This is a genomic window from Pseudomonas sp. YNh (assembly GCF_037993085.1).
GTDB classification, from domain to species: domain Bacteria; phylum Pseudomonadota; class Gammaproteobacteria; order Pseudomonadales; family Pseudomonadaceae; genus Aquipseudomonas; species Aquipseudomonas putida.
The window spans coordinates 1-16,729 of the sequence record NZ_JBBMRJ010000030.1 but is presented as its reverse complement, the minus strand read 5'-3'; the positions used below and the strand labels follow the sequence as shown (position 1 = coordinate 16,729).

Genomic DNA, 16,729 nt, shown 5'->3' with positions numbered 1-16,729 from the left:
GCAGTATAGGAAGAAGTGTTTAAGCCTTCCTGAATAATGGCATATTGATTTCTACGATTTGGTTATCAACCCGATCGCCATCAGGCATAAAGAGAGGGATATACGTGTAGGAGCAGCCTTGTGCTGCGAAGAGGCCGTACGCCTCACAATAATCTTGTGGGGCATACGGCCTCTTCGCAGCACAAGGCTGCTCCTACAGAGGGTGGTCAGGCCACCAACGGGCGTGTCAGATCAGCCAGCCACCAGCACGCGAATGGCCTCCAGGCGCAAGGCGGCCTTGTCCAGCATCGCCAGGCCGTCTTCACGCTGCTTGCGCAGGGCGTCGATTTCGCTGTCGCGCACGCTTGGGTTGACCGCTTGCAGTGCCACCAGGCGGGCGAGCTCTTCGTCGGCCTCGGCTGCCAGACGGCGCTGCGCTTCGGCTACGCGCTCGACGTGCGTCGGCATGATCTTCTCTTCACCGCCACTGATGCGCTTGGCGAGCACGTCCCGCTGGGCCTGGACGAACTTGTTGGCGCTGGCACGCGGTACGCTCTCGAGCTGCTCGTTGAGGGTTTCGAAAGCCACGCGGGAGGCCAGGTCGTTGCCGTTGGCGTCGAGCAGGCAGCGCAGTGCGGCCGGCGGCAGGTAGCGGCCCAGCTGCAGGCTGCGTGGTGCCACCACCTCGCTGACGAACAGCAATTCGAGCAGGACGGTGCCCGGCTTGAGTGCTTTGTTCTTGATCAGTGCCACGGCGGTGTTGCCCATAGAGCCGGACAGCACCAGGTCCATGCCGCCCTGCACCATCGGGTGCTCCCAGGTGAGGAACTGCATGTCCTCGCGCGACAGCGCCTGGGCACGGTCGTAGGTGATGGTCACGCCTTCGTCGTCGCCCAGCGGGAAGCTGGCATCGAGCATCTTTTCGCTCGGCTTGAGGATCAGGGCGTTCTCGGAATGGTCTTCGCTGTCGATGCCGAAGGCGTCGAACAGGGTTTCCATGTAGATCGGCAGGGCAAACTGGTCGTCCTGTTCGAGAATGGCCTCGACCAGCGCCTGGCCTTCGCCGGCACCGCCGGAGTTGAGCTCCAGCAGGCGGTCGCGGCCAGTGTGCAGTTCGGCTTCCAGGCGCTCGCGCTCGCTGCGGGCGTCGTCCACCAGGGAATCCCAGGCCTTGCTCTCGCCACCTTCAAGCAGCGACAGCAGGCGTGGGCCGAACTGGTGCTGAAGGGCGTTGCCGGTGGGGCACGTGTTGAGGAAGGCGTTAAGGCCTTCGTGGTACCACTGGAACAGGCGCTCTTGCGGGCTGCCTAGCAGGTACGGGATGTGCAACTGGATGGTGTGCTTCTGGCCGATCCGGTCGAGGCGGCCGATGCGCTGTTCGAGCAGGTCCGGGTGTGCTGGCAGGTCGAACATCACCAGGTGATGGGCGAACTGGAAGTTGCGGCCTTCGCTGCCGATCTCGGAGCAGATCAGCACTTGCGCACCGAATTCTTCGTCGGCGAAGTAGGCGGCGGCGCGGTCGCGCTCGAGGATGTTCATGCCTTCATGGAACACCGAGGCCGGGATGCCGGAGCGCACGCGCAGGGCGTCTTCCAGGTCCATGGCGGTTTCGGCGTGCGCGCAGATGACCAGTACCTTGGTGCGCTTGAGCATCTTCAGGGTGTCGATCAGCCAGTCGACGCGCGGGTCGAAACGCCACCAGCGCTCGTCGTCAGCCACATCACCCTGGGCCTGGAAGGCGACTTCCGGGTACAGCTCGGCGTGCTCGCCGGCTGGCAGGTCGCGGTACTGCTCGGGTGTGGCCAGCGGGTAAGGGTGCAACTGGCGCTCGGGGAAGCCCTGGATCGCCGCACGGGTGTTACGGAACAGGACGCGGCCGGTGCCGTGGCGGTCCAGCAGCTCGCGGATCAGACGTGCGCTGGCCTGGCTGTCGCCGTCGCTGACTGCAGCCAACAGGGCTTCGCCTTCGGCACCCAGGAAACCCTGGATGGTGGCGTGGGCCTTTGGCGACAGGCGGCCTTCATCGAGCAGCTCCTGCACGGCTTCAGCCACCGGGCGATAGTGCTCGCTTTCGGCGCGGAAGGCGGCCAGGTCGTGGAAGCGGTTGGGGTCGAGCAGGCGCAGGCGGGCGAAGTGGCTGTCCTGGCCAAGCTGCTCGGGGGTGGCGGTGAGCAGCAGCACGCCCGGGATCACCTGGGCCAGTTGCTCGACCAGGCCGTATTCGGCGCTGACCTGGTCTTCGTGCCAGACCAGGTGGTGGGCCTCGTCGACGACCATCATGTCCCAGCCAGCGGCAAACAATGCGTCCTGAGCCTTTTCGTCGTCGACCAGCCATTCCAGTGCAACCAGCGCCAGCTGGGCATCCTCGAACGGGTTGCTGGCGTCGCTTTCGATAAAGCGCTCGGCATCGAACAGGGCCACTTGCAGGTTGAAGCGGCGGCGCATTTCCACCAGCCACTGGTGCTGGAGGTTTTCCGGTACCAGGATCAGCACGCGGCTGGCGCGGCCCGAGAGCAGTTGGCGATGGATCACCAGGCCGGCCTCGATGGTTTTACCCAGGCCCACTTCGTCGGCCAGCAGTACCCGCGGGGCGCTGCGGTCGGCGACTTCGCGAGCGATGTGCAACTGGTGGGCGATTGGTTGCGCGCGGCAGCCACCCAGGCCCCATAGCGCCGACTGCATCTGCTTGCTGGTGTGCTGCAGGGTGTTGTAGCGCAGGCTGAACCACGACAGGGGGTCGATTTGCCCTGCAAACAGCCGGTCACTTGCCAGGCGGAACTGGATGAAGTTCGACAGCTGGGTTTCTGGCAGGGTACGCGGCTGGTTCTGACCGTCCAGGCCGTGGTAGACCATCAGCCCGTCGATGTCGTCGACTTCGCGCACGGTCAGCTTCCAGCCCTCGAAGTGGGTGATCTGGTCACCTGGCGAGAAGCGCACGCGGGTCAGCGGCGCGTTGCGCAGGGAATACTGGCGTGTGTCGCCAGTGGCCGGGTAGAGCACGGTCAACAGGCGGCCATCCTGCGCCAGGATGGTACCCAGGCCGAGCTCTGCTTCGCTGTCGCTGATCCAGCGTTGCCCCGGTTGATACTGCTGCGCCATACTGCCTGAACTCCCGCGATGAAAAAGCCGATTATGTTAACGGATCGGCCGGTCAGACCAAAGTGCGAACGCACCGAAAGGTGCCGATCGACAACAGGAAGTTAGTCAGTCTAGCCGTTTCATCGTCTTGCACCGTGCAGCTGACGAGGGCCCCGGATCAACATGTCTGCCAAGCACCGCTGGATCAGCGCTTCCATGGCCGTGGGCAGCCTGTTGCTGCTGGCCGCCTGCGAGCAGAAAAACTTTGAGACCTTGCCGGCCATCCCGATGGAGCAGCTTGAGGTCCTGGGCGTGCAGACGCCGATCAAGAGCGTGCACTTTCGTGACCGCGACGGTGAAGGCCTGTTGGTATTGAGCCGCAGCGATGGCCAGGCCAGCGACCCGGAAAGCGAGCAGGAAGTGGACAAGGTGGTACTCAAGGCCACCCTGTACGGGCGCACTGCCGAAAACGATGCATTCAAGGCGCGCTGGCAGATCGAGCAGGAAACCACCTGCCCGGGGCTGGACCTGGACGTGGACTTCTATACCGACGTCAGTGATGTCAGCGACCTGAACAAGGATGATGTGGCCGAGGTTACGGTGGCCAGCCATGCCTTCTGTGGCGGCGGCATCGACCCGCACGATATCGCTATCGAGATGCGCGAAGGGCAGGCCAGCTACACCATCACCGGCCAGTCACTGATCAGCCCGGCGGGTGAGGAGCCGATCGGCGGTGACCGGGATGACAGTGCCTCGCTCAAAGCCGCGCCGCAGGTGCTGCGCGACCACATGGATGCGGTCTGGCAGCAGGTTTACAAGCGGCCCTGGAGCGAAGCCAGCCCGCCAAGCGACGATGATCCTGACGACGAAGCCGAGTAATTGTTGTCCATGACATCAAGGTAAACCCGCGCCTGCCGATACAGGGGGCATAGGAGAACGTCCATGCTGCCGCCAATCATCCCGCTCAGCGCTGCCCCGGTGACCTCGCAACTGGACCCGGTCAAGCCGACCCCCGACATCAAGCCGGTGGTGCCGGCGCAGCCTACGTCCAGCGAAAGTGGCATTGACCTCAAGCACCAGCGCGACCCGCAGGAGCAGGTGCTGTTGCTGCGCGAGGAGCAGCGGCGCCAGCAGCAACGTCGCAAGCAGGGCGGCCAGGATCGCTACAGTGCCGTGCCAGGTGACGAGGTCAACGCTGACAACACCGTGCCGGTCGCCCCGTTGATGGGCGAGCACGTACGCCAGGGGCTGCTGGTGGATATCGAAGTCTGACGCGGGGCTGGTCAGCGCCTGCGCCTGGCTTCATCATGCAAGCCTCAGTTGATCGTCGAGCCCGCCCATGAGCCAAGACAACCTCATCGATTTTGATGCCGAACGCGCCAAGCGCGTCCACGACCTCAAGGAAAAGCGCCTGAACGAAATGCGCAACGCATTCGAGCAGGCCCTGCCGTTGAGCACCAGCAAGAAAAAGAAGCCCAAGGGCAAACCGAAGAAGCGCTGAAACTTGACGCAGGTCAACCCTGCACCTGCCTCGCGTGCCCGGCCCCGGGCACCATTGACCCCGATCAATTTTCTCCCCCCTCACATTGGTTAACGTTCACCCATCGGACAACGGCAGACGAATGGGAGGCCAGCATGTTCTTCGACAACGTGGTTATCGCTGGTGTGGTAACGGTCGGGTTGATGGTCGCTTTCTTTGCCGGTCTGGGCATTTTCATCTGGAAGGACTCGAACAAGCGCAAGCCGCGCTGACCTTTCGGGTACACGAGCACGCAAGGCATTTAGGGCGACTTCGGTCGCCCATTTTTTTTGCCTGGGATTTAAGTGTTGCCTGTGCCGGCCCTTTCGTAGCAAAGGCTTACCGATGTTCCAATAAAGATGATTAGCTAGCTAATTAATCGTTTCCGCATTATCCTCCTCACCATTGTCTATCTTTCCAGTACGACCATCCCCCGCAAGGTCCGCCTAGTGCCCATCACCCTTCAGGCCCTGTTCGCCCCCACCAGCCTCGCCCTCAAGTTCGCCATCAAGACCTTGCTCGGTGGCGGCCTGGCGTTGTGGCTGGCGATGCGCTGGGGCCTGGAGCAGCCGTCCTGGGCACTGATGACCGCCTTCATCGTCGCCCAGCCACTGTCAGGGATGGTGGTGCAGAAAGGCCTGGCACGGCTGGCCGGTACCTTGGTCGGCACGGTCATGTCAGTGGTGTTCATCGGCCTCTTTGCCCAGACCCCTGGCTTGTTCCTCATCACCCTGGCGCTGTGGCTGGCGCTGTGCACTGCTGCCTCGACCCAACTGCGCAGCGCCTGGGCCTATGCCTTTGTATTGGCTGGCTACACCGCGGCGATTATTGCCTTGCCGGCCATCGACCACCCGTTGCAGGTGTTCGACCAAGCAGTGGCGCGGTGTACCGAGATCTGCCTGGGCATTTTTTGCGCCACCGCCACCAGTGCCTTGCTCTGGCCAATGCGGGTGGAGCAGCAATTGGGCGGGCAGGCGCGGCAGGCCTGGCAGAACGGCCTGCAGGCTGCCAGTGCCATGCTGGGCGGCGAGGACGAGGCGCGCAAAGGCTTGCTGGAGAGCCTGGGGCGTATCGTTGCCATCGACAGCCAGCGTGAACATGCCTGGTTCGAAGGCAACCGCGGGCGCCAGCGAGCTCGCGCCATTCGTGGTCTCAGCCAGAAGCTGATGGTGCTGTTGCGCATCTCGCGCTCGGTGCGCCGGCAGTGGCGGCAACTCGATGAGCGTGAGGCAGCACACCTGGCACACTGGCTGGAAGAGGTGCGCGCGCTTCTGGCCAAACCCGACCAGCCCAGCCTGTTGCTGCTGCGCCAGCGCATCTGGGATGCCGCCCATGATGAGCAGATCAGTTCGACAGAGCACTACTGTCTGGCGCGCATGGCCTTGCTACTGGATTACGCCATGGCCGCCAGCCTGGCGCTGGAGGATGTGGAGGCGGGCAGGGCGCCCAAGGATGTATCCCAAGGCCTGGCCGTGCACCGCGACTGGTCGCTGGCCTTGCTGTTCGGCTCACGCAGCGCACTGGCTTTTCTGGTGATGAGCGGCTTCTGGCTGGCGACAGCGTGGCCTTCGGCGCCGGGTGGCCTGGTGTTGACTTGCGTGGTCTGCAGCCTGTTCGCCAGCCGCGAGAACGGCGCGCAGATTGGCCTGAGCTTTCTGCGCGGGATCTTCCTTGCGATACCTGCGGCGTTTCTGGTGGGGCAGATCCTGCTGCCGCAATGGAGCAGCTTCGCCATGCTTTGCCTGGGCATGGGCGTGCCGCTGTTTCTCGGCGCATTGGGCATGGCCCACCCACGCACCGGGGCCACCGCCACTTCCTATTGCCTGCACTTCATCGTGCTGGTGTCCCCGCTCAACGCCATGCAGTTTGGTGTGGCGACCATGCTCAACAGTGCGTTGGCGATGCTGGTAGGTGTGTCGGCAGCGGTGATGGCCTTCCGGTTACTGGTATTGCGCCACCCGGCCTGGCTGGGCCGGCGCCTGCGTGCCGCCACCCAGAGCGACCTGGTGCGCCTGACCCGGCGCGACCTGCGCGGCGCCGACAGCTGGTTTGGCGGGCGCATGGCCGACCGCCTGATGCAACTGGCGCGGCATGCTGGCGAGCTGCCCGAAAACGAGCGCAAGCGCTGGGATGACGGCCTGCACGGGCTGGATATCGGCGATGAACTGGTGCACCTGCGCATGTGCCTGGCGGTTGCCCAGGCCCCCTTGGGGCGGGCCGAGCGCGAGTACTTGCAGCAGGTGGAGGCGGTACTGGCCAAAGGGCCGGCTGCCGGGCGTGGGCAGCGCCTGGACGCCGCCAGTGAACAATTCATTGCCGCCTTGCGTCGGCTGCCTGCGAGTGACCCGCTGCGGCTGGCCGAAGGGGCTGTGCTGCAGTTGCAGAAAAGCTGGGGCAAGTGGTGCCGTTGGCAGGAGGAAGCCCATGGGGTTGCGTGAATGGGAAGTGGGCGGCGTGCTGCTCAGCCCGTTTCTGCTTTATGTGTTGCTGGCGCTGGTGATAACCGGCGTGTTGCGCCTGGTGGTGCAGGCGACGCCGTTGGGGCGCTGGATCTGGCATGAAGCGTTGTTCGATGCAGCGCTGTTCGTTTGTGTGTTGTTCCTGGTGGTGAGGCTGCTGGGAGCTTTATAAAGGAGTGTTTCGATGCGTGCGGCCGTACGTACCCTGGTGACGCTGTGTGTGGTGGCTCTGGCCGTGTGGGCCGGCTACCAGCTGTGGCAGTACTACATGCTTACGCCCTGGACCCGCGACGCCCGTGTGCGCGCCGATGTGGTGGTGATCGCCCCTGACGTGTCCGGCTGGGTACGTGAGCTCAAGGCCCGTGATAACCAGCAGGTCAAGGCTGGCGACCTGTTGATGAGCATCGACCGTGAGCGCTTCCAGGCGGCTTTCGACCAGGCAAGTGCGGTGACCGAGACCCGCGCGCAGCAACTGCGCTTGCGCGAGCGCGAGGCAGCCCGGCGTACCGCCCTGGGGCCAGAAGCGATCAGTGCCGAACTGCGTGAAAATGCCCAGATCAATGCCGCCATTGCGCGTGGCGAACTGCATGAGGCCGAAGCGCAGTTGCAGGTTGCCAAGATCAACCTGGCGCGCAGTGAAGTGCGGGCGCCACGCAGCGGGCATATCACCAACCTGCGTCTGGCCGAGGGTAACTATGTGAACACCGGGCAATCGGTAATGGCCCTGGTGGATGATTCAACCTTCTATATCCAGGCCTACTTCGAGGAAACCAAGCTGCCGCGTATTCGCGTGGGGGACACGGTGAAAGTCTGGCTGATGGGTGCGGGCGAGCCGATGCAGGGGCATGTGGAGAGCATCAGCCGCGGCATCACCGACCGCAACAGCAACCCGGACAGCCAGTTGCTGCCGGAGGTGGAGCCAACCTTCAACTGGGTTCGGCTGGCCCAACGCATACCCGTAAGGATTCGCCTGGACCAGGTACCAGAAGGGGTGACCCTGAGTGCAGGCATGACCGCGAGCGTGCAGGTGCATGAGGACCGGGGCGAGCAGTGATGGTGCTGCCTTGTTAACTTGTAGGAGCAGCCTTGTGCTGCGAAGAGGCCAGTACAGGCAATGTAGTTGTGTTGGTCATGCCGGCCTCTTCGCAGCGCAAGGCTGCTCCTACACGTACGGCGCATCGCCTGGCGTGCCGTGAGCCTCAGAGGAACATGCCGCCCGACACTTCCAGCCGTTGCCCGGTAATCCAGCCATTGCCGTCTTCAAGCAACAGCGCAATCGCTGCGCCGATATCATCCGGCAAGCCCACGCGGCCCAGCGCCGTATTGCCGGCAATGTACTCATTCACCTGCTGGTTATCCCGCACCACGCCGCCACCAAAATCGGTCTCGATCGCCCCTGGCGCCAGGATGTTCACCCGGATGCCACGCGCGCCCAGTTCCTTGGCCTGGTAGCGGGTCAGCACCTCCATGGCGCCCTTCATCGCGGCATAGGCGGCATACCCCGGCAGTGCAAAGCGCGCCAGACCGGTGGAGATGTTGATGATGCGGCCATTGTCGACCAACAACGGCAGCAGGCGCTGGGTGAGGAAAAACGGACCTTTCAGCTGAATGTTCAGCAACTGGTCGAACTGCGCCTCGCTGGTTTCGACGTACGGCACGTTCAGCCCGATCCCGGCATTGTTCACCAGAAAGTCAAAACGCTCGCGGCCAAAGTGCTGCTGCAGGGTGGTGCCCAGGCGCTCGGCAAAGCTGGCAAAACTGCTGCTGTCGCCGACGTCCAGTTGCAGCATGGCCGCCTTGGCCCCGGCCTGTTCCAGTCGGGCAACTACGGCTTGTGCTTCGTCGGCTTTGCTGTGGTAGGTGCCGATGACATCGATACCGCTTGCGGCAAGGTGTTCGGCAGCATTGCGGCCAAGGCCGCGGCTGGCGCCAGTGATCAGGGCAATTTTGCGGGTCATGGTGGAAACCTCCAGGTGGGTGGTGAGCGCAGGTTATTGGTCGGCGCGACGCTGTTAAATCCTGCAAAAATGGAAATACTGTTCGCCAAAACCGGATAATCGAGGCCCGTATGAACAAGCTTGAGTTGTTGCGCACCTTCGTGCGGGTATGTGAGGTCCGCAGTTTCACTTTGGCTGCCGAGAGCCTGAGGCTGCCACGCTCGACTGTGTCAGAGCAGGTGAGGGCGCTGGAAAAGTTGTTGGGCACTCAGTTGTTCAACCGTACTACCCGCCGGGTACAGGCGACCCAGGATGGCGCCTTGCTGTACGAGCGCAGCAAAGACCTGCTGTCTGGCATGGACGAGATCGAGAGCCTGTTCAGCGCCGACGATGCCGAGCTGGCCGGGCGCTTGCGCATCGACCTGCCGACCATGATGGCCCGGCGGGTCATCATCCCGGCGTTGCCGCAGTTTGTGCAGCGGTTTCCGCGGCTGGAGGTGGAGCTCAGTTGTACTGACCGCCAGGTGGATCTGCTGCGCGAAGGGTTCGACTGCGTGATGCGCATAGGTGCCCTGCATGACCTGGATGTTGTGGCACGGCCGGTCGGGCAACTGAGCATGCGCAACTGTGCCAGCCCCGCGTACCTGGCCCGCTACGGGGTACCGCAGACGCCGCAGGACCTGGCCGGGCACCAGCTGGTGCATTACGTGCGCAACCTGGGTGCACGCAGCGCCGGGTTCGAGTACCTGCAAGGCGATGAGCTGCGCTATCAGGCCATGGCGGGTGTGGTCACGGTCAACAACGCCGAGGCGTACTCGGCGGCTTGCCTGGCCGGTCTGGGGCTGATTCAGGTGCCGGCGGTGGGGGTTGCCGAGCACCTGCAGCGGGGCGAGCTGGTTTCACTGCTGGAAGACTGGCAGGCCCCGGCCATGCCGGTGTCGCTGTTGTATGCCCGGCAACGGCACGTTCCGCGCCGGGTTCAGGCGTTCATGCAGTGGCTGGCGGCAGTGCTGGCGTCGCAGGTCGACCCAGCGCCAAGTGAACGCTGAACAGGGTGCCGGACGCAGGTGCAGACGTGCGGGGCAAGCACGAAAAACCTTGGCGAACGGCCTGGCAATTGCGCTAGGCTCCAGTTTGCGAGTTGCCCGGTAGAGGCGACCGATCCCCGCCAGGCGTGCGTATCTTCCGATTTCATTGCGAGGTTACGTCATGGCCATTACTTCCCAGGACATCTGCAATGCCGCCGACCAGCTCAAGGGCTTTGTCGGTTTTCATGGCAAGCGCGGTGTTCATATCGTGCGTTTTTCCGAGGACTCGTTCGGCATGGATGTGGCCGACGACAGCATTACCCCCTGCAGCGAGTTTGTCTGGCGTGCCGAGCAAGGGCAGCGCATGGCGCTATGCCGTGAGCGGCTGGCGCTGCTGCTGGAGCAGCATGTGGATGACCGCTTGAATATTGCTGAGCCACTGCGCGCCTACCTGCGCCGCCGGGATCTGCCAGAGATCGTGGCCGAACGCAGCATGCAGCAATAAACCCGGCCCTTGTAGGAGCAGCCTTGTGCTGCGAAGAGGCCGGAGAAGTGCAGCTTGTACCGGCCTCTTCGCAGCACAAGGCTGCTCCTACAAGGGCTGTGCAGTGCTTTGAGAGGGTTGCTGCAGCAGCGCTGCCAGCCCGGCACTGTCCAGCGGCCGGCTCAGGTAAAAGCCCTGCACTTCGTGGCAGTGGTCCTTTTCCAGCGCGCTGAGTTGCTGTTCGCTCTCTACTCCCTCGGCAGTTACCGTCAACCCCATCGCCTCACCCAGGTTGATGATGGCCTGTACCACGGCGCGGTCGCTGCCGCCGTTGCTGTTCAGGCCACTGATGAAGCGCTTGTCGATCTTGATGCTGTCGAACGGGTAGGTACGCAGGTAGCCCAGCGATGAGTAGCCGGTGCCGAAGTCGTCCATGTTCAGGCGTACGCCCAGTTCCTTGAGTGACAGCATGGTGCCCAGCGCGCCCTCGATGTCGTTGAGCATCACGTTTTCGGTAATTTCCAGCTCCAGGCGCTGGGCCGGGAAGCTGGTGTCCAGCAGGATCTCGCGCACGTCGGCGACCACATCGCTACGCAGGAACTGCGCAGGCGACAGGTTCACCGAAACCAGAATGTCGGCGGGCCAGTCGTGGGCTGTGCGGCAAGCTTCGCGCAGCACCCAGCGGCCCAGCGCGACGATGATGTCGCTCTGCTCGGCCAGCGGGATGAAGGTATCCGGCCCCAGCAACCCTTCCTGCGGGTGCTGCCAGCGCAGCAAGGCTTCGACCGCGACGATGCGCAGGTCGCTGAGGCGGTAGCGTGGCTGGTAATGCAGCTCGAATTCCTGGTTGCGCAGGGCCCGGCGCAAGTCGTTTTCCAACTGGCGGCGGTACTGGATCTGCTGGTTCATTTCGGCGGCAAAGTAGCGCCAGGTATTCTTGCCATCGGCCTTGGCCTGGTACAGGGCGATGTCGGCGCAGCGGATCAGTTCGCCGGCATCGAAACCCTGGGTGCGGGTCTGAGCGACGCCGATACTGACCCCGACGTGCAGCGGTTGGCTGTCATAGCTGATGGGTTGCTGCAGCAGGCTAATCAGGCGTGCGCAGAAACGGTCGACTTCGCTGCGGTTGTCCATGCCGCTGAGGACCACAATGAACTCGTCGCCGCCCAGGCGTGCGACCAGGTCGCCATCGCGGGTAGTGTCGCGCAGGCGCGTCGCCACTTCCTGCAGCACCGCATCCCCGGCGCCATGGCCGAGGGAGTCGTTGATCGGTTTGAAGTTGTCCAGATCCAGCAGTAGCAGGGTCAATGGCGGCGAGTCACTGCCGCGCAGCAAAGCCTGCTCCAGGTGCCTGGCGAGCTTGTTGCGGTTGGCCAGCCCGGTAAGGGGGTCGTGCAACGACAGGTGCTGGATGCGTGCGTGGGCGTCGACTTCGTCGGTGATGTCGCTGGCGGTGCCACGAAAACCGATGGGTGTGTCGTCATACCAGATGGCGCGGGCCGAAATCCTGCAGTAGCGGTTTTGGCCATTCTGGTCGCGGTAAGTACAGCGCAGGTTGGCCAACTGTTGCGGGTCTGCGTTGGCGAGGGCGTCCAGCCAAGGTGAGAGCGGCGTGGTATCGCAGGCCAGCAACTGGTTGAGCGGGTGACCCAGCCAATCGTCCACCGGGTAGCCGGTGACATTGGCGAAGCGCTGCGACAGGTACGTCAGGCGTTGTTGCCGGTCGGTTTCCCAGATCCAGTCGGATGCCGACTCGGCCACCGCGCGAAACCGCTGCTCGCTGGCCTCCAGGGCCTGGTTGCTCTGCTGCAAGTGTGAAAGCGTCAGGCCGATTGCCCGCGAGCTGCGCAAAGTGAGGCGGAACAGGTAGAGCATGATCAGGCCGAGTATCAGCAGCGCGCCCAGCAGGGCTGGCATTACCGCCCACAGCAATTGGTGACCAGGCAGCGGGCTGCTCCAGGACAGGTGATAGCCGGTGTCACCCAGGTCGATACGCAGGTGGTCATGCTGCTGCATGTCTTCCTTTTCAACGTGCATGCCGGCCAGGCCGGCACCCTTGCCCAGCTGCGCCAGTTTTGCTTCGGTAAGCTGGTCGACGAACAGCATCACTGGCGCCTGGCTTACCTCGCTGTCGGTGACGTCGCGGTCCGGGCGTACGGCTGCGGCACTGAGTATGGCCGGCCAGCCATTGAACAGCACGAAACGGGTGATCTGCTCGCGGGGAATGGCCGCCGCACGGGCCAGGTCGATGATCGGCTGCAGCGGCGCATCTATATAGGTGTTGGCGCCTGCCTGGCTGGGTTGTCCTTTGAACAAGGCATAGGTGGTGCGGTCGTTTTCCACCACGAACACCCCTTCGTAGCCGCTGGCGCTGTACAGCGACTCGCCTATGTTCTTTTCCTCGTAGGCCCACTTCCAGTCGGCATTCCCCGCCAGGTGCTCGAAGGCCGCATCCCATACGGCATAGCTGGACAGAAACTGGCGTGAGGCCAGCAGCCGTTGCTCCAGCGCCAGGGTCGCATGAAAGGCGCTACGCTGGCGCTCCTGTTGGTCAAGCGTGGTCGCGATATTGAACAGCGCTCCGAGGGTGACCAGGCAGGCCAGCCCGAAAACAGCGCTGAAACCGGCAATCAGGTGGCGTACCTGAAAACGCGGCGTGGGGGTTGCGGGTGGAAGGTTGGCGGTCCTGGCCATGCGCGAGCGGCTCCTTCAAGCAGCCCCCACCGGGCAATCAGGCAGGAGGTTCAATCAGGATAGGCCAGCCTGAGCGTCGCAGCCTCGCCGCGGGCAAAATTGACTTGGTCACGGCCTGCGTGCTTGGCGGTGTAAAGCGCCTTGTCCGCCTGTTCCAGCCAGTGTTCCGGGGACTCGAGGCCAGCCTCGAATGCTGACAGGCCGATGCTGAGGCTGATACGCAGGTGCGGCAACTGCGGGTTACGGTAGTTGGCGACCCGTTCGCGCAGGCGCTCCATGGCGAGGCAGGCCTGAGCTTCGCTGGTGTCCGGCAGGATGACGCAGAACTCGTCGCCGCCGTAGCGCCCGGCCTGGTCGCCATCGCGCAGGTTGCGCCGTAGCTCGGCACTGAGCTGACGCAGTACACAATCTCCGACCACATGGCCGAAGGTGTCGTTGATGGTCTTGAAATGGTCGATGTCGATCAGGGCAATGACCGCGCCTCCCTGTTGTTGTTTACAGGCGTGGAACTTCAGCAGCAGCAGGTCTTTCCAGGCGCCATGGTTGAGCAGCCCGGTCAGGCTGTCTGTGAGGGTCAGGGCGCTCAGCCGGCGCTTGTGGTCGGCCAGCTTGATCGCCAGTTGATAGCACACCCAGCCCAGGGCCAGCGGGTACAGCGTCAGCATCGGCAGGCAGGCATAAACCTGCAGGGGCGTGGCGTTCAGCTGCAGGCCGGGGCCGAGCGCCAGGACGGCGACAAGCATGCCGGCCAGCTGGGCCAGCGCCCCGCGCACGAGCATCCGCTTGCCGCCGGCAGCGACGTTATTCATGGTCATCATCGACAGCACGGTCACACTGGGCAACGGGTTGAACTGCATGGCGGCGGCCCAGAACCCGCCCATCAGCGAATCGAGCAGCAAGTTGCGCTGTTCTGCCTGATAAGGGGTTGTGGAGCGGCTAGCCCAGAAGTAGGCCACGTGCGGCCACAACAGCCCGTTGAACAGCACCAGCACCCATACCCAGGCAGGCGGCGTCAGCGTAGCCATGCCGGCCATGACGCTGAACAGGCCGATACCCAGGCCGATAACGCGTGGCAGGTAGATGCGCTTGACGAATGTAAGGCCTTTGCCGCTTCGGTTGTCCATCATGCTCATTGTTCTTCTGCCGGGGTGCCGTTTATCGCATAACTCACGTGAATATTGTTGAACACAGTTTCATCGGCGAAAAATGGCCTTACAAGCCAATTCACGGTTGATGCGATCACTGTGGGGTAACATGAAGGCTTTCCTGTTGCTTGGAGTGCTGCTGATGGTCCCTTTGGCCAACCACGCTGGCGAGCCGGCACCCCAGCAGGATGGGCGTTTCCATAACCAGGCGGTGCGGCCGCAGGATGGCGTGCTTAAAAAGCTGCGCATCGGGCTCAAGTACCTGTTCCTGCGCAAGCCGCCGCAAACCCGGCCAGCCACGCCAATCAGCCTCCAGCCCATGACCCGCCAGCAGGTGCTCGATGCCCCGGACCACAGCTTATGGCGCTTGGGGCATTCCACGGTATTGCTGAAATTGCGCGGGCGCTTCTTCATCACCGACCCTGTGTTCGCCGAGCGCGCCTCGCCCGTGCAGTGGGCGGGCCCCTTGCGCTTCCATGCGCCGCCGCTGGCATTGGACCAGTTGCCACCGCTGGCTGCGGTAGTGCTGTCGCACGATCACTTCGACCACCTCGACGAGCAGGCGATTCGCCAGCTGGCGCCGCACACCGGGGTGTTTCTGGCGCCACTGGGTGTGGGCGACCTGCTGATGCGCTGGGGCGTGGCCCCTGCGAAAGTGCGGCAGCTGGATTGGTGGCAGGAAAGCGTGGTGGAAGGTGTGCGCTTCGTCGCTACCCCGGCACAGCACTTTTCCGGGCGCGGGCTGCTGGATAGCAATAGGACGTTGTGGGCGTCCTGGGTGATTGTCGATGAGGATGTGCGGGTGTTCTTCAGTGGCGATACCGGGTACTTCGACGGTTTCAAACAGATAGGTGAACGTTTCGGGCCGTTCGACCTGACCATGATCGAAACTGGCGCCTACAATGTCGCCTGGCCCGATGTGCACATGCAGCCGGAGCAGAGCTTGCAGGCCCACCTGGATTTGCGCGGGCGCTGGATGCTGCCGATTCACAATGGCACTTTCGACCTGTCTATCCACGGCTGGCAGGAGCCCTTCGAACGCATACTGACGCTGGCCAATCAGGCTCAGGTGCGCTTGAGTACGCCGCAGATGGGCGAGCGGGTCAGCCTTGGCTCACCGCATGCCGGGCAAAACTGGTGGCAGCCGCGGCCTGTGCGCCAGCGGGGCCAGGCGAACGAGCGCACAATGGCGGCACGCTGAGCTTCAATGTTTGTCGTCCCTGCTGCGCGAAGGCCGGTCCTGGTCGTCTTTCAATAGTTGCGAGGGCGGCTTGCCGCTGTCACTGCGTACCTGAGCATGGCTGATCAGGCCGAAGATAAAGCTGCCGCCAATGATATTGCCCGCCAGGGTCGGCAAGGCGAATTCCAGCCAGAAGCTGCGCCAGGTCTCATCGCCGGCCCAGACCAGATAAGACACCTCGACCGAGCCCACTACTATATGAGTGAAGTCGCCAAGGGCCATCAGGTAGGTGATCATCAGGATGATCCAGATCTTGGCGTGCTCCATGGACGGGATCATCCAGACCATGGTGGCGATCATCCAGCCCGAGACGATGCCCTTGGCGAACATCTGGCTGACGTCGTTCTTCATGACCTTGCGGCCAATCTCCAAAAAGGCCACATCCGTCTTGCTGTCGAAGATCGGCAGCTCCAGCATGACCCAGGCCACCAGTAGGGTGCCGGCCAGGTTGCCGAGCAGTACCACGCCCCACAGGCGCAACAGGCGCCCGAAGTTGGCCAGGGTAGGGGAGGTCATGACGGGCAGCACGGCGGTGAGGGTGTTTTCGGTAAACAGTTGCTGGCGTGCCAGGATAACGGCAAGAAAGCCTGCGCTGTAGCCGATGCTGGCAACCACCTGGGCACTGTCGCCGTCCGGCAGGCGGGCGTAGAACAGCCCCATGGCCATCAGCGATAGGCCCATGGACAAGCCGGCGGCCAGTGCCGACCACCACAGCGCGGCGAGCGTACGCTCCAGCTCCTGGTCGCCCTGATAGCGAATGATTTCGTGCAGCACTGCCGCCCGCGGCGGCTGGTTGTGGCTGACCTCCTGCTCTTCATCTGCAGACAGGCCCGGGGTTTTCTCGCTTTGCCCATCGCTCATGGCCGCTACGCTCCGTGGGGGTGTTTCATTACAGATCCGCTGCGCTTTCATTAGTTGCCAGGAGGCTGCGAAACACCTTGGGAAAGTTTTTTAGATCAAGGTGTTGACTCTAATTTCAAAGCGCGTATTATTCGCCACCTCGCAGCGACAAACGCTTCGGGGCAAGCGGTAAGTGTTTGAAGTGGTTAGCTTTCGAAAGGAAGCGGTTGTAAAAGACTTCGAAATAAACGCTTGACAGCAAATGAGGAAAGCGTAGAATGCGCGCCTCGGTTGAGACGAAAAGCTCTTAACCAAACGCTCTTTAA

15 protein-coding genes are annotated in these 16,729 nt (G+C 63.1%); 10 read left to right on the top strand and 5 right to left on the bottom strand.

Annotated elements, in window-relative coordinates:
- Positions 1 to 231 precede the first annotated feature (231 nt).
- Positions 232 to 3,078, bottom strand: coding sequence for an RNA polymerase-associated protein RapA (gene rapA / locus WF331_RS23740; protein WP_016498263.1), 2,847 nt, complete (start codon positions 3,076 to 3,078; stop codon positions 232 to 234).
- 162 nt (positions 3,079 to 3,240) lie between these two features.
- Here rapA and WF331_RS23735 point away from each other — a divergent pair, with 162 nt between their 5' ends.
- From WF331_RS23735 to WF331_RS23705, 7 genes are all read left to right on the top strand, one after another.
- A complete protein-coding gene (locus tag WF331_RS23735; protein WP_016498264.1) occupies positions 3,241 to 3,936 on the top strand; it encodes a M949_RS01915 family surface polysaccharide biosynthesis protein in 696 nt (231 codons plus the stop codon).
- A gap of 63 nt (positions 3,937 to 3,999) precedes the next feature.
- Positions 4,000 to 4,329 (top strand): aspartate-semialdehyde dehydrogenase, encoded by a 330-nt coding sequence (locus WF331_RS23730; protein ID WP_284365201.1) that lies wholly within the window; start codon positions 4,000 to 4,002, stop codon positions 4,327 to 4,329.
- Between the two features lie 67 nt (positions 4,330 to 4,396).
- Positions 4,397 to 4,558 carry a hypothetical protein gene (locus WF331_RS23725; RefSeq protein ID WP_003254864.1) on the top strand — a complete coding sequence of 54 codons (162 nt, stop codon included), beginning with the start codon at positions 4,397 to 4,399 and terminating at the stop codon, positions 4,556 to 4,558.
- Between the two features lie 134 nt (positions 4,559 to 4,692).
- Positions 4,693 to 4,809, top strand: a complete 117-nt coding sequence (gene ccoM / locus WF331_RS23720; protein WP_003254862.1) for a cytochrome c oxidase subunit CcoM — start codon at positions 4,693 to 4,695, stop codon at positions 4,807 to 4,809.
- 216 nt (positions 4,810 to 5,025) lie between these two features.
- Positions 5,026 to 7,014 carry an FUSC family protein gene (locus WF331_RS23715; protein WP_340623353.1) on the top strand — a complete coding sequence of 663 codons (1,989 nt, stop codon included), beginning with the start codon at positions 5,026 to 5,028 and terminating at the stop codon, positions 7,012 to 7,014.
- A complete protein-coding gene (locus WF331_RS23710; RefSeq protein ID WP_016498267.1) occupies positions 7,001 to 7,207 on the top strand; it encodes a DUF1656 domain-containing protein in 207 nt (68 codons plus the stop codon). The genes WF331_RS23715 and WF331_RS23710 overlap by 14 nt, the downstream gene beginning before the upstream one ends.
- A gap of 12 nt (positions 7,208 to 7,219) precedes the next feature.
- The gene (locus tag WF331_RS23705) at positions 7,220 to 8,089 is read left to right on the top strand and encodes an efflux RND transporter periplasmic adaptor subunit (protein WP_016498268.1); all 870 of its coding nucleotides are present in this window, start codon (positions 7,220 to 7,222) and stop codon (positions 8,087 to 8,089) included.
- Between the two features lie 145 nt (positions 8,090 to 8,234).
- On the opposite strand, the gene WF331_RS23700 is transcribed toward WF331_RS23705, so the two are convergent.
- Positions 8,235 to 8,993 carry an SDR family NAD(P)-dependent oxidoreductase gene (locus tag WF331_RS23700; RefSeq protein WP_016498269.1) on the bottom strand — a complete coding sequence of 253 codons (759 nt, stop codon included), beginning with the start codon at positions 8,991 to 8,993 and terminating at the stop codon, positions 8,235 to 8,237.
- Between the two features lie 110 nt (positions 8,994 to 9,103).
- On the opposite strand from WF331_RS23700, the gene WF331_RS23695 reads away from it, so the two are divergent.
- Positions 9,104 to 10,021 carry a LysR family transcriptional regulator gene (locus WF331_RS23695; protein WP_229610184.1) on the top strand — a complete coding sequence of 306 codons (918 nt, stop codon included), beginning with the start codon at positions 9,104 to 9,106 and terminating at the stop codon, positions 10,019 to 10,021.
- A 160-nt stretch (positions 10,022 to 10,181) separates the two neighbouring features.
- Positions 10,182 to 10,505: a DUF2025 family protein gene (locus WF331_RS23690; RefSeq protein ID WP_016498271.1), complete on the top strand. Its 324-nt coding sequence runs from the start codon at positions 10,182 to 10,184 to the stop codon at positions 10,503 to 10,505.
- Positions 10,506 to 10,592: 87 nt separating this feature from the next.
- Here WF331_RS23690 and WF331_RS23685 read toward each other — a convergent pair whose 3' ends face one another.
- A complete protein-coding gene (locus WF331_RS23685) occupies positions 10,593 to 13,178 on the bottom strand; it encodes a bifunctional diguanylate cyclase/phosphodiesterase (RefSeq protein ID WP_340623352.1) in 2,586 nt (861 codons plus the stop codon).
- A gap of 50 nt (positions 13,179 to 13,228) precedes the next feature.
- Entirely contained in the window at positions 13,229 to 14,302 is a 1,074-nt protein-coding gene (locus WF331_RS23680; protein WP_041167606.1) for a diguanylate cyclase, read from the bottom strand.
- 130 nt (positions 14,303 to 14,432) lie between these two features.
- Between WF331_RS23680 and WF331_RS23675 the strand changes: the two genes are divergently transcribed.
- Positions 14,433 to 15,524, top strand: a complete 1,092-nt coding sequence (locus tag WF331_RS23675) for an MBL fold metallo-hydrolase (protein WP_041167608.1) — start codon at positions 14,433 to 14,435, stop codon at positions 15,522 to 15,524.
- Positions 15,525 to 15,527: 3 nt separating this feature from the next.
- Here the strand turns inward: WF331_RS23675 and WF331_RS23670 are convergent, their stop codons facing one another.
- Complete coding sequence (locus tag WF331_RS23670) at positions 15,528 to 16,424, bottom strand: formate/nitrite transporter family protein (RefSeq protein WP_016498275.1); 897 nt, start codon at positions 16,422 to 16,424, stop codon at positions 15,528 to 15,530.
- Positions 16,425 to 16,729: the final 305 nt, after the last annotated feature.